The organism is Mycobacterium sp. P2_H7 (assembly GCF_056403275.1).
Window position 1 is genome coordinate 240,401 of sequence record NZ_JBFUFU010000007.1, and the last position, 12,843, is coordinate 253,243.

A 12,843-nucleotide genomic window follows, 5' to 3' on the forward strand; every position below is an offset into this window, starting at 1 on the left:
GCCCGTGACTACCGAACTCGACCCGGACGAGGCAGGCTCGGGCGTCGAGCCGCCCGTCGAGCCGAAGGTGCGCAAGGCATTCGGGGTGCTGGAACGGTTGGCGCCGGGCTGGGGCGCGCGGTGGGCGATCGAGCTGTGGTGCACACCGCCCATGGTGGAGCTGAGTCAGCGGATGCCGCCCGGGGTTCCGGAGAGCCGGCCACTGGAGGCCGTGTGGGACGGGCACCGCATCGCCGGCGAAGTGTGGGGTGACGGCCCGCCGGTGTACCTGGTGCACGGCTGGGGCGGCTGCCGGGCGCACATGGGCGTCTTCGTCAAACCTCTCGTCGCGGCCGGGTACCGGGTCATCGCGTTCGACCTGCCCAGCCACAACGCCTCCGAGGCCGGCGCTCTCGCCCCGGGGCGCACCACCATCCTGGAGTGCGCCGAGGCCGTCAGCGCCGTCGTGCGCCAGCATGGCGCGGCCAGCGGGATCGTCGCCCACTCCCTGGGCGCCAAGGCCGCTGCGCTCGCAGTGGCCAGGGGAATGGCGGCCGAGCGGCTGGTGTTCCTCGCCCCGATGGGTGACTTCTCTTTGTATCTGGACCTTTTCACCGATCGTCACGGATTCGGCCCACGGATTCGCCGTCGGCTGCACCGCCGCCTCGACCGCCGCCTGGGCATGCCGCTGTTCGACACCGACATCTCGGCGATGGCGGCCCGGCCGGACAATCCGCCGCTGCTGCTGGTGCACGATCCTGACGACCGGGACAGCCCGTACGAGACGAGCACCGCCATCGCCGCCGCCTGGCCGGCGGCGAATCTGGTGACCACGAAAGGACTCGGGCGACTGGCGCACTACCGCATCTTGCGGCACCGCCCGGCGCTGACCGCCGCCGTCGAATTCCTCACCGCGAGATGAACGGCGGAGGTCAGTCCTCCTTGCGGATCAACTTGACCAGCGCGACCTTGTCGGAGTTCAGCAGCTCGTCGATGCGGGGCTGGTTGACGTCGGCGACGATGATCTCGCCGACCTCCTGATAGACGTTGCTGAAGATGCCGTGCTTCTTCATCTTCTCGGTCTGGTAGACGTTGTCGTCGGTGGGCGTCACGTAGTACACGATCTCCGGCTTGAACCGGTGGATCAGCCACAGGTGGATGACGTCCATCAACCGCTTCTTGCGCAGCTTCTCGGCGTAGGTGTTCTGGTCACGCACCGTCAGGATGTTGCGCCCGTGCCGGTCCTTGATCGGGTCGACGACCACGTCGGCCAGCTTCTCATCGCCGTCGCCGTAGATACCGAGCTCCAGCACATCGGAACCGGCGCGGCGGGGGCGCAGCTGCACCCGCAGCGTCTCGCCGAGCTGATAGTGCTCGCCCCACAGCGCCAGCCATTCCTCCAGCAGCTTCTTGGGCACCTCGGTCTGCACCAGATGCTGATGCTGGGTGGAGCCCTTGCCCATGGACTTGGTGGTGGCGGTGCGCCCCGACGACGCGGCCAGCGCGGCATCGCTGCGCGGTCCGCCGACGAGCGTTTGCGGTGTGCGGTAAGGAGATTCGACCAGGCGCATCTTGCGCTGTAACCGGGCCAGCGCCAGCATGCCGTCCTGGCGCAGGGCGGTGGCGAACTCCTCGGCGGCCACGCCGTCGATCTGATGGCCGCCGTAGGTCATGAAGTTGAAGACGAAGCCCAGCTTGCCGATCTCCTCGGGGAACGCCCGCATCTCGTCGTCGCTCATGCCGGTGGTGTCCCAGTTGAACGACGGCGACAGGTTGTAGGCCAGCATCTTGTCCGGGTACACCGCGTGCACGGCTGTGGCGAACTCGCGGGCGTCGGCCAGGTCGGCGGTCTTGGTCTCCATCCAGAGGATGTCGGCGAACGGCGCGGCGGCCAGCGACTTGGCGATCGCATACGGGATGCCGCCGCGGATCTGGTAGTAGCCCTCGGGCGTCTTCACCCGCTCGGGATCCCACGCCACGTCGGCGCCGAGCTCCTTGGCCTTCTCGCGGGCCACATACATCGGTGCGGTCTTGGCGAACTTTCGCCATTCCTTGGCGCTGGTGGCCGGTGGCTCGCCTTCGCGCTCCCGGAACTCCAGCAGTTCGGCCACCGCGTCGCCGTAGGTCTGCAGCCCGGCGTCGTCCTGCCAGGCGTCGACGAATGCGGACTCGACCCCGTCGAACAGCTTGTCCAGGGACTGGCGCGGGTTGTCCTTCCACGACGCGGCGGCGTCGGCGACCAGTCGCAGGATGCCCTGGGCATCCAACCAGGCTTCGGCAGAGGCGTACTCGCCGTCGGGCAGGGCATAAAGCTTGTGCCCGTTGATCTCGGTGACGCCCAGGTCATAGAAGCGCCGCGTCAGCGCCAGGAAGCAGGACTTGTACGGCGGAATCTTGACGTTGGTGACACCCAGCAGGAACGGCTGATCCCGCTCGTCGGAGCGGCCGTCGATGAGGTTGGCCGCCTCGGCGTCGGTGCGGGCCACGATGATGCCCGGCACCCGCATGATGTCGAGCTGGAAGCGGGCGGTGTTGAGCCGCTTGATCTGTTCGTCCGAGGGCACCAGCACCTTGCCACCCTGGTGGCCGCACTTCTTGGTGCCCGGACGCTGGTCCTCGATGTGGTAGCCGGGCACGCCGGACTCGACGAAACGGCGAATCAGGTTGCGCACGTGCGGGTCTCCGCCGTGTCCGGTGTCGGCGTCGGCGATGATGAACGGCCGGTAGTCGACCTCGGGCGTCGTGCTGCGTTGTTCGGGGGTCATCTGCAGCCGCAGGTACTGCTGGTTGCGGTCGGCGGTCAGCAGGGCGCGCACCAGCCCGGCCGCCTCGTCGGGCACCTGGGACAGGGGATAGCTGGCCAGGTCGGGTCCCGGGTCCTCGTTGATCGAACCCTTGGCCGAGGTGGCCCAGCCACCCAGATAGATGCCTTCGATGCCCATCCGCTTCATCGTCACGGCCTGGCCGGGGGAGTACGGGCCGAAGGTGGTGATGCTCTTCTTCTGGCCGAACAGTTCACGCAGGCGCGGGAAGAAGGCCGTCGCGGCCTCCCGGGCCACCGGATAATCGGCCGGGATGGTGCCGCGCTGCTCGGCGACCTGGCGGGCCGAGTACAGCCGGGTGATGCCCTCGAATCGGGGGCTGTCGAAATACGCCTGCGTGGCCGCGACGTCGTCGTCGAATGCCGAGGTGGAAGTGACGTTGTTCTCGATCGCTGTCATGTCATGCGCTCCTCGTCGAGCTCGGGTCTGTATCCATCATCGCCGCCACGGCGGATCGTCGGACCCGGTTTGCGGAGAATCCACGCTGCCGCTTGATATCCCGTACCGGACACCGACGCGTAGGTGCCCATCAGCGGGACAGGAACGCCAGAACGGTGCTCTCGAATGCGGCCTTGGCCTCGATCATGGCCCAGTGCCCGCAGTTGGGGAACACGTGCAGTTCGGCGTTCGGGATGGTGCGCATCGGAATCAAGGCCATGTCCAGGGGGCTGACCCGGTCGTCGCGGCCCCAGGTCAGGAGCGTGGGCGCGGCCACCTTGTGCATCTGTGCCCACGGCATCGGCGCGTCGGCGGCGCGCATGGCCGTCATCATCCCGGCGAAGGCGGCCTTGCCGTACATCCGCCGCGCCGCGGTCAGGGTGTCCGGGTCGGTGGCCAGGTGCCAGCGCTCCTCGATCAATTCGTCGGTCACCAGGCTCTCGTCGAAGACCATGGAGCGCAGCCAGTCGACCAGGCGTTGACGGGTCGGGTCCTCGGTGAACTCCTGCAACAGCCGGATCCCCTCGCTGGGACCTGGACTGAAGATGTTGGTACCGATACCGCCGATGGTGACCAGCTTCCGGACCCGGTCCGGGTGGCGGATCGCGACGTTGATGCCGACCCCGCCGCCCATCGAGTTGCCGACGATGTCGACCCGGTCCACGCCCAGGGCGTCCAGGAAGGGTGCGACCACCGTCTGCGCGGTCACCATCGGATGCCCGGGGATGTCGGGCGTCACCCCGAACCCCGGGAACTCCAGGATCAGGCAGCGGTGGTGCGCCGCGAACGTCGGCAAGATCCCGCGGAAGTTGCGCCAGCCGGTGACACCGGGCCCGGAGCCGTGCAGGAACAGCAGCGCCGGTCCGCTGCCGCTGTCGTAGTAGCACAGCACCCCCTGCGGTGTCTCGATCTCCCGTACCTCGGTCATGGCTGCCACCTTAGGAGGGGGCGGCGCACCGTCGGTCAGCGCCAGTCCCGGAATGCCGTGAGCAGTTTGTCGCGGAACGCCGGATCCAATGCGTCGCCACCTGGCGTGCCGAGGGTCTGCACGGTGACCTGCCACTGCTGCAGGTAGTTCTGGCAGCCGTCGCACTCCAGCAGATGAGTGTCGACACGGGCCCTGGTGTCCAGGTCGAGCGCGCCGTCCAGGTAGGCCGTGACGAGCTCCACCAATTCGTTGCAGTCCATCGCATCGTCCGCACTCATGATGTCTCCTTCAGATAGTCCTCGAGCGCCTGGCGCACCGCGGCCCGGCCGCGGTGCAGCAGCACCCGCTGGTTCGCGGCGCTGATGTCGAGCAGCGTGCACACCTCGGGGCTGTCGAATCCGGCGACGTCGCGAAGGGTGACCACCTCGCGCTGGCGTGCCGGTAGCTTGTCGAGCTCACGGCGGGTCACCGCGACGAGTTCGGCGCCCAGTAGCGAACCCTCTGGCGTGTCCGGAAAGGCTGACGGCGCCTCGAGGTCCTTCCAATGGCCCGGCCACCGATCGCCGGCTTCGCGGAACCGGCCCGGGCCGACCGTGGCGCCTGTGAACGCCAGCACCGCGACGTCGGTGTCGCGGCGCTCCCGCATGCCGCGAGTCTTCGCGATATTGATCAGCACCGTGAAAAGCCATGTGCGCAAGGACGATCGGCCCTCGAAGGTGTCGATGCCCTTCAACAGCGCGATCCACGTCTCCTGGACGACGTCCTCGGCGATCTCGTGACTGGGCACATAACCGCGGGCCACCCGCAGCAAGGCCGGGGTGTGCCGGTCGACGAGACCGGCGAAGGCCGCCTCGTCGCCGCTGCGCAGGGCGGCGACGAGGGCGGTCTCATCCGTGGTCGACGCCGTCACCGTGCACGAATCGTAGCGGCCAGGGCGTCGCTGAGGGTCCACACCGAGACGCCCAGCAGCACCACGTCTTTGATCAGGAACTGGCCCGTCATCGACAGCAGGGGGAAGCCGCCTGCCGCAGCCTCGCCGATACCGGGGGTGGTGAGCAGGAAACTGAGCGTCGCCACGAACAGGCCGATGGCCGCCACACTGCCGATCGCCGAGATGCGCGGCAGCCAGGGCTTGAGCGCCAGCAACACGGCGGTCCCTACTTCGACCACACCCAGCAGCGCACCGAAGGCGGTCACCGAGAAGAGGCCGTACAGCCAGCCCATCAGCGGGCTGTTGGCCACCAGCGGTTGGATGCCCTGCGCCTCGTAGCTGGTGAACTTCAGCAGCCCGATCCAGCCGATGACGAGCACCAGCCCGTAGCGCAGCAGGACGCCGGCGACTGTGGCGATGGTGGATTGGGCCCTGGCGAGCGAACTGTCCTGCAGAACGGTCATATCGGGTTCCTTTGCGTTTGTGGTGAATCGGTGACGCAAAGGGAGTGTGTCGGCAGGCGCCGACCGTTACACCGGGACGCTAACTTGCCCTGGACTGCCGGGCAGGCTCGGCCAGACCCAGGTGATCGCGCAGCGTGGTGCCCGCATAGTCGGTGCGGAACACACCGCGCTCCTGCAGCAGCGGCACCACCGTATCGACGAACGGATCCAGCCCGGTGGGCGTCACGTGCGGGACGAGGATGAACCCGTCGCTGGCATCGGACTGCACCAGATGGTTGATCGACTCGGCCACGGTCGCAGGCGATCCGATGAAACTCTGCCGGCCCGTCACCTCGACGATGAGCTCCCGGGTGGTGAGGTTCTCGGCTTCGGCTTTGGCGCGCCACTCATTCGCGACGGCGACGGGGTCACGATTGATCCGCACACTGGCCCGGCCCTTGGCGATGGTGTTCTCGCCGACCACCGGATCCACCGTGGGCAGCGGGCCGTCCGGATCATGGTCGGACAGATCGCGATTCCACAGTTGCTCAAGGAATTTGATCGCGGTGGCGGGCGAGACCTGAGCCAGCCGCACCTCGTGGGCGAGGTCGGCGGCCTCGGCGTCGGTGTCACCGAGGACGAAGGTCGCCGCGGGCAGGATGAGCAGCTGGTCGTGGCGCCTGCCGTACTTCGCCAGCCGGCCCTTCACATCGGCGTAGAACGCCTGCCCGTCGGTCAGGGTGCCGTGCCGGGAGAAGATGGCATCCGCCGACGACGCGGCGAATTCGCGGCCGTGGTCGGAGTCGCCGGCTTGGAAGATGACCGGTCGGCCCTGCGGGCTGCGCGGCACGTTGAACCGGCCGCTGATGTCGAAATGGTCGTCGTGCAGAGAGAATGCGCCCGACCTCGGGTCGGACAGGAACACGCCGCGGTCCTTGTCGGCGATGATCTCGTCGCCTCGCCAGGAGTCGAACAAGGTCTGCGCCGCGTGCAGGAAACTCTCCGCGCGGGAGTACCGCTGGTCCTCGGCGAGATAGCCGCCGCGGCGGAAGTTCTCACCGGTGAAGGCATCCCAGGACGTGACCACGTTCCACGCGGCGCGGCCCTCGGACAGGTGGTCCAGCGAGGCGAATTGCCGCGCCACTTCATAGGGTTCGTTGAAGGTGGAGTTGATGGTGCCGGTCAGCCCCAGGTGTTCGGTCACCGCGGCCAGCGCGGCGAGCACCGTGAAGGTGTCGGGCCTGCCGACCACGTCGAGGTCGTAGATCAGCCCGTTCTGCTCACGCAGGCGCAGCCCCTCGGCCAGGAACATGAAGTCGAACTTGCCGCGCTCGGCGGTCTGCGCGAAGTGCACGAACGAGCTGAACTCGATGTGACTGCCGGAACTGGGATCGCTCCATACCGTGGTGTTGTTGACCCCGGGGAAGTGGGCGGCCAGGTGAATCTGCTTGACGGGCTTGGTCATCGGGACACTCCTGCATACCGGTTGGCGGGACGGGGCAGACCCAGCAGGTCGCGCAGCGTGCTGCCCTGATAGTGCTCGCGGAACAGTCCGCGGCGGCGCAGTTCGGGGACCAGTGCATCGGTGATCTGCACCAGATCGTGTGGCAGGGTGGCCGGACGTAGCCGGAATCCGTCCGCACCCGCGCCGTGCCACTCCTGCAACAGGTCGGCCAGCTCGGTCGCGGTACCGACGAATATTTCTGCATCACTACGATATTCGGCACCCAGACCCTCATCGAGACGGGCTTTGCGGGCACGCGCGGCATCGGCGGTGTCGCCGAGGAAGACCACGAGATCGGCGAATATGCGCACCGGGGCCAGGCCGTCGGAGCGCAGGGCGGCGATGGCGTCCACCAGGGCCGTGGTATCCGCTGGACTGTGCGGCGTGACGAAGCCGAGGTCGGTACCGCCGGCGATCAGCTGATACACCGGGTCCACATGGCCCAGTGCCGCCACGATCGGCTGGCCCTGGGGCGGGCGCGGCGTGATGGACGGCCCCTTGACCGAGAAGTGGGCACCCTCGAAATCGATGTAGTGCAGCTTGTTCCGGTCGACGAACCGGCCGGTGGCGATATCGCGGATCTCGGCGTCGTCCTCCCAGCTGTCCCAGAGCCGGCGCAGCACCTCGATGTAGTCGGCGGCCTCGCCGATCAGATCCTCGGTGCCGTTGCGTCCGAAATGCTTCGCGCTCTCGGGGTTCGACGACACCTGCACCCGCACGCCGGCGCGACCGGAACTCACATAGTCCAGCGTGGCGATGGCTTTGGACAGATGGAACGGCTCGGTATGGGTGGCGATCGCCGTGGGGATCAGGCCGATGTGGCGGGTGGTGGGCGCCACCCGGGATGCGATCAGCACCGCGTCGAGGCGCCCGCGCACCCGGTCGGTGCGCTCGTCGGAGCGCCACGGATGGTCGGACTGCAGGGCCAGACCGTCCTCGAAGGTCACCAGATCGAGGTGGCCCCGTTCGGCGGTGCCCACCAGAGCGGTCCAGTACCGGGGGGCGAACAGGTCGTTGGGGCGGGCCTCGGGCTCGCGCCAAGCAGCGGGATGCCAACCAGCGCCGTCCAGGGCGACGGCCAGATGGATGAGGTCGGGATCAGCCACGGGGAGTTCTCGCTTTCCTATGCGTCCTCAGCGACAACGTGCGCGCCGGGACGGCCATTCCGGGGCGTTGTTGCCGGCCCGTCCAAGTGTCCGGTGCTGTCCTGTGGGTTCAAGAGATCGGCGCACGGTGATGCCAAGGGACTACCCGGTGTTTCCGACGCGGCGGCGATCACGTCGTCGAGGACCGCTCGGGAGGTGGCGAGGTCACGGATGGAGTGGTCCAGCCGCTCCCGTTCGGCGTTCAGCTCGGCGACCAGACGCGGAGTGGACTCGGGTGCCGGACCGCCGTCGGTGTCCCGCATACACGGCAGCAGGCCGGCGATGGTGCTGCTGCGCAGGCCCGCGGCATAGAGCTCCTGGATGTGGATCACCCGGTCGACCGCGCGCTCGGTGTACTCCCGCTGCCCCGTCGGTGTCCTGGTGGGGGCCAGCAGGCCGTGTTGCTCGTAGTAGCGCAACGACCGCTCGCTCACCCCGGTGCGCCGGGCCAGCTCCCCAATTCGCATATGGCCGTTATACCGAAACGAGTTGCCCCTGACACCGGTGTCAGGTCCTACGGTGCCGCCATGACCACAGTTCCGTTCGAATACAGCCCCGTCACCGAACGCCCGCCGCTGGCCTGGCCGGGGGGCGCCAGGGTGGCGGTGTACCTCGGCCTCAACATCGAGTACTTCCATCCGGATCTCCCCTCCACCAGCATCTGGCCGGGTACCGCCGATCTCACGCCCGATGCGCTCAATCACGGCTGGCGCGATTACGGTGCGCGGGTCGGGATCTGGCGGACCATCGAGGCGCTGGACCGCCACGGCGTGCGGGCCAGCGCACTGCTGAATTCCGATGTCGTGGAGCATCATCGGCAGATCGTCGAGGCCGGGGTGGCCCGCGACTGGGCCTGGCTGGCGCATGGGCGCACCAACTCGGCGCTGCACACCGGGCTTGCCGTCGATGAGGAGCGCCGGGTGCTGGGGGAGATCACCCGCACCATCACCGACGCGACGGGACGGCCGCCGCGGGGGTGGATGGGGCCCGGACTCACCGAGACCCACCACACCCCGCAGTTACTGGCTGAACTGGGCTATCAGTATGTGCTGGACTGGACCAACGATGACCAGCCCTACCCGCTGACCGTGCCCGAAATGTTGAGCGTGCCGTACTCGGTGGAGCTCAACGACCTGTTGATCTTCGGAAAGGGTTTCACCGGAGCCGAATTCGTCCAGATGGTGATCGACCAGTACGAGCAGTTGCACCGGGACGCGCGGGCCGGCGGGCGGGTGCTGGCTCTGGCGCTGCATCCGTTCGTGATCGGGCAGGCGTTCCGGCACAAGTACTTCGACCAGGCCCTGGAATTCCTGGCAGGCGCGCCAGATGTGTGGCTGACGACCAGCGACGAGATCGCCGCGCACTACCTGCGCGCGGTCAGCCGGCCACCAGCAGGATGAGCTGGGACTGGATCTCACCGCAGATGAAGCCCAGCGCAGCGCCGAGTACGACGATGATCCACTCGTCGTCCTTGAACGCCGGCCGCAGCAGATTCTCGTAGGACTGCGAATCGAGCACCATCATCTTCTCGACCATCACGTTCTCCAGGTCGAGGCGCTCGGCCGCGTACGCCTCGATATAGGACGACGTCTCGGGGAGCTTCTCGATGATGGAGTCGGCGATCTGCTGCTTCATGTCCTGGTATTGGCGACCGCCCACGGCATTGATCACCCGGCCGGCGAAGCCCATCTGACTGTCGATGGTCTTGCTGATCTCGGTCTGGATGATGTCGAAGAATTTGTCCGACATCGGCCCGGTGAGCAGGCTTTCCATGATGGCCTTCGGAGTGAAGATCTCGCGGGCCATCAGCGAGGCGTAGCCCTTGATGACCTGTTCGCGCTCGGCCTGGAAGACTCCCTGCCACTTGATGCCGGGGAACACGGTCTTTCGCTCCAACGGCCGGAAGATCATCTGCAGGGCAACGTAGTCGGTGAGACCACCGGTCAGCAGACCGAACAGCGGCAACGCCAGGTGCCAGCCCGTGAATCCGAACACCAGCATCTGCACCAGGCCGATGATGAACCCGAAATACAGACCGGATCTGATCAGGAACTTGAAGGCCGGCTTGCCGATGTCCTGAAACACGGTGTTGAGCGTCGCCTTGTCGCGCACCAGGTTGGTGATGACCATGTGCTTGATGTCGAAGATCTGGTCGACCTGGCCACGGAACTCGCCGAACATGTCCCGGGCCGCCGACGGGATGCGGCCCTCCACGTTCTTGACGATGAGGTTCTTGACCTGATCGGGTGTGGCCCGCCAGACCTGAGGCTGGAACGACATCATCATCGCGTTGACAAGCTCGTCGGCCGCCTCGCGCAGCGGTTCGCCGAGTTCGGCCACCAGTTCGTCGGGGTCGATCTTGTCGAACAGTTCCTCGGGTTTCAGGATGCCCGAGGTGAGCGAATCCACCGCCACCGCAGCCATTTTGGGCGCGCGCTTGGGGATCTGCCCTTGCCAACCGAGGTAGGGCTTGATGCCCTTGAATTCGACCGGATAAAACATCATCTTCAAGGCGAGGATCTTGGTGACCCAGCCGACGAACGCGGCACCGAGGGGAATGGTGACATACACCCACCACGGGTAGGAGAACGCGTGCTCGAACATCTCATTCATTTGGCTGCCTCCCACAGTTCCAGTCCCAGGTCGCTGATGTGCACGGTTCTGCGGATCACCCGCGCGCCACGGATCCCGCGGCGGGCCAGGCCCAGTGCGGTGGCCACCGTGTTGTCGGTCTGCAGCATTTCGTATTCGTCGTACATCGACGGGGCTTCGGGTCCGAGCCGCACCAGGCCCAGGGCGAGCATCCGGGTCAGGTACAGCGGTGTGTGCATGGGCAGCGACACACCCGACTGCCGCCCGATGGTCGACGCGTTCTTCAACACGAACGACGGGGTGTTGCCCACTCCGGGCTCGGCGATGTGCAGCACCGGGTAGGCCGATCCGTCCGACAGGGCGGCCAAGATCCGGGCCTCATCGGGCACAAGTGACTGCAGCAAATTCAGATACAGCACGTCTCTGCTGCCGTCGGGGCTGGTGTACATGGACCGGTCGAGCAAGGCACGCAGCAGCGTGGTCGGGGTGACGGGTGCGTCCTCGTCAGCCTGCTCGGTGAGCGCGGCGGTGGGCGGATCGAGGTCTTCCAGGTGCTGGCGGACCGCCCGCACCACTGTGCGTTCCACGTCCGCGAGCAGCGGCAACACCTCGTTGGCCAGTGGCACCTGGTTGACGGTGCGTCCGACCAGCTGCAGTCCGCCGCCGACGAACTGCAACCCGTCGCCGACGAGTTGCCGGCCACCGGAGAACAAGCCCCCCAGGCTCATGCTGCGCACCCTTCCCGTGTTTGCCACGTGCCGCGCACGGCACAGCTGGGCGCCACCTTGCCAGCAACTACGGGGCAAAGCCTAATTGGCGGCCGGTGCCGCGGCGTGTGAATCGACACACTAAGCACGGCGCTTAGGTGCAGGTCAGCGTGCCGAAGCAATATCGAGGGCGCTGATTGGGTATGCGGTACCCCATGCGGGTAGCCACCTTCAACATCCTCCATGGACGAACACCCGGCCGCGGCGTCGACGTACAGGCCTTCGCCGACTGCATCCGGTCCCTCGATGCCGACCTCCTGGCCCTGCAGGAGGTCGACGTCGATCAGCCCCGATCCGCTCGTGCGGATCTGACGGCGGTGGCCGCGGACGCCATGGGCGCGGTGACGCACCGCTTCGCCGCGACCATCTCCGGCACGCCCGGCGCGGTGTGGGCTGCGGCCACCGGGGCCGAGCAACCGGGGTCGGCTGCCTATGGAGTGGCGCTGCTGTCCCGGTATCCGGTGCGCGACTGGCATGTCGTCTACCTGCCCCGGATCCCGTTCGTGCCGGGCGAAGAACCGCGGGTCGCACTGGCCGGTCGCTTCGACACCCCGATGGGCACGCTGACCATGGCCGGCACCCATCTCAGTTACGTCCCGGGCTGGAATCGCTACCAGTTGCGGCGGCTGTCCGGTGATCTGGCGGCGTTCCCTGGCCCCCGCATGGTGCTGGGCGACCTCAACATGGCATCCAGGGCGGCGCAGCGCTGGTCGAGCTTGCGGTCGCTGGCCGCCACGCCGACGTTTCCGGCTCACCGGCCGACCCGACAACTCGACCACGTGCTGACCGACCATCCGCACCTGCGGGCACGGCGTTGCGGTACACCGCAATTGGCGATATCGGACCACCGGCCGTTGGTGGTGGACCTGGAAGTGGCGGCACACGCATTGACGTCGTGTGACACCGGGAAATCGGAGGAGAAGACTGATGGGTAGACATCGTGCAGAGGACAGGTCCGGGGAGGACGTCGCCGGGGACCCGAATGTCGCGACGAGTCGGGCGAGCGACGACTGCGACGGCGCGTACGTAGGGCGCACCACCCCCGACGACGCGATCGACACGGAGGAGTCCGGCGCCGAGGCGCGGGCCGATCGAGAACTGTGAGTTCAGTCACAGGCGGATGAATCCTTGCTGAATGTGGACGTCGACGTCAGTTGAGCGACGGAATTTCCGGCGGCAGGGGTTGCATAATTGACGCGCGTGAATAAAAACTGCGCCTATGCGGATTCTTCAGGCCCGGCGTGCGACCGCGGTGCTGGCCACCCTGACTCTCCTGGGAACTGCGAATCTCCCT

The 12,843-nt window shown here is 67.1% G+C and carries 13 protein-coding genes and 1 pseudogene; 4 read left to right on the forward strand and 10 right to left on the reverse strand.

Features of this window, described 5'->3' with window-relative positions; translation table 11 throughout:
• The first annotated feature begins 4 nt into the window (after positions 1-4).
• Positions 5-901: an alpha/beta hydrolase gene (locus AC1DY7_RS11255; RefSeq protein ID WP_477493751.1), complete on the forward strand. Its 897-nt coding sequence runs from the start codon at positions 5-7 to the stop codon at positions 899-901.
• A gap of 10 nt (positions 902-911) precedes the next feature.
• Here AC1DY7_RS11255 and aceA read toward each other — a convergent pair whose 3' ends face one another.
• The 8 genes and pseudogenes from aceA to AC1DY7_RS11295 all read right to left on the reverse strand — a co-directional run.
• A complete protein-coding gene (aceA, locus tag AC1DY7_RS11260) occupies positions 912-3,200 on the reverse strand; it encodes an isocitrate lyase ICL2 (RefSeq protein WP_477493752.1) in 2,289 nt (762 codons plus the stop codon).
• A 130-nt stretch (positions 3,201-3,330) separates the two neighbouring features.
• Complete coding sequence (locus tag AC1DY7_RS11265) at positions 3,331-4,167, reverse strand: alpha/beta fold hydrolase (RefSeq protein ID WP_477493753.1); 837 nt, start codon at positions 4,165-4,167, stop codon at positions 3,331-3,333.
• 35 nt (positions 4,168-4,202) lie between these two features.
• Positions 4,203-4,427: an anti-sigma factor family protein gene (locus AC1DY7_RS11270; RefSeq protein WP_477493816.1), complete on the reverse strand. Its 225-nt coding sequence runs from the start codon at positions 4,425-4,427 to the stop codon at positions 4,203-4,205.
• A gap of 14 nt (positions 4,428-4,441) precedes the next feature.
• Positions 4,442-5,077 (reverse strand): RNA polymerase sigma factor, encoded by a 636-nt coding sequence (locus tag AC1DY7_RS11275; RefSeq protein WP_477493754.1) that lies wholly within the window; start codon positions 5,075-5,077, stop codon positions 4,442-4,444.
• A complete protein-coding gene (locus AC1DY7_RS11280; RefSeq protein ID WP_477493817.1) occupies positions 5,074-5,496 on the reverse strand; it encodes a YkgB family protein in 423 nt (140 codons plus the stop codon). Before AC1DY7_RS11280 ends, AC1DY7_RS11275 begins: the two co-directional genes overlap by 4 nt.
• A gap of 145 nt (positions 5,497-5,641) precedes the next feature.
• The gene (locus AC1DY7_RS11285; RefSeq protein ID WP_477493755.1) at positions 5,642-7,006 is read right to left on the reverse strand and encodes an NtaA/DmoA family FMN-dependent monooxygenase; all 1,365 of its coding nucleotides are present in this window, start codon (positions 7,004-7,006) and stop codon (positions 5,642-5,644) included.
• Positions 7,003-8,151, reverse strand: a complete 1,149-nt coding sequence (locus AC1DY7_RS11290) for an LLM class flavin-dependent oxidoreductase (protein ID WP_477493756.1) — start codon at positions 8,149-8,151, stop codon at positions 7,003-7,005. The genes AC1DY7_RS11285 and AC1DY7_RS11290 overlap by 4 nt, the downstream gene beginning before the upstream one ends.
• Positions 8,152-8,303: 152 nt before the next feature.
• Positions 8,304-8,657: pseudogene (locus AC1DY7_RS11295) on the reverse strand (MerR family transcriptional regulator); the annotation flags it as partial.
• Between the two features lie 60 nt (positions 8,658-8,717).
• Here AC1DY7_RS11295 and AC1DY7_RS11300 point away from each other — a divergent pair.
• Positions 8,718-9,590 (forward strand): polysaccharide deacetylase family protein, encoded by an 873-nt coding sequence (locus AC1DY7_RS11300; RefSeq protein ID WP_477493757.1) that lies wholly within the window; start codon positions 8,718-8,720, stop codon positions 9,588-9,590.
• Here the strand turns inward: AC1DY7_RS11300 and AC1DY7_RS11305 are convergent.
• Together AC1DY7_RS11305 and AC1DY7_RS11310 are read right to left on the reverse strand one after the other, a co-directional pair.
• Positions 9,568-10,803 (reverse strand): DUF445 domain-containing protein, encoded by a 1,236-nt coding sequence (locus tag AC1DY7_RS11305; protein WP_477493758.1) that lies wholly within the window; start codon positions 10,801-10,803, stop codon positions 9,568-9,570. The two genes, AC1DY7_RS11300 and AC1DY7_RS11305, sit on opposite strands and share 23 nt — an antisense overlap.
• Complete coding sequence (locus AC1DY7_RS11310) at positions 10,800-11,510, reverse strand: Abi-alpha family protein (RefSeq protein WP_477493759.1); 711 nt, start codon at positions 11,508-11,510, stop codon at positions 10,800-10,802. The genes AC1DY7_RS11305 and AC1DY7_RS11310 overlap by 4 nt, the downstream gene beginning before the upstream one ends.
• Before the next feature lie 194 nt (positions 11,511-11,704).
• Here AC1DY7_RS11310 and AC1DY7_RS11315 point away from each other — a divergent pair, with 194 nt between their 5' ends.
• Both AC1DY7_RS11315 and AC1DY7_RS11320 read left to right on the forward strand, forming a co-directional pair.
• Entirely contained in the window at positions 11,705-12,484 is a 780-nt protein-coding gene (locus AC1DY7_RS11315) for an endonuclease/exonuclease/phosphatase family protein (protein WP_477493760.1), read from the forward strand.
• On the forward strand, positions 12,477-12,653 hold the full coding sequence (locus AC1DY7_RS11320; RefSeq protein ID WP_477493761.1) for a hypothetical protein: 177 nt from the start codon (positions 12,477-12,479) through the stop codon (positions 12,651-12,653). The genes AC1DY7_RS11315 and AC1DY7_RS11320 overlap by 8 nt, the downstream gene beginning before the upstream one ends.
• The last annotated feature ends 190 nt before the right edge of the window (positions 12,654-12,843 follow it).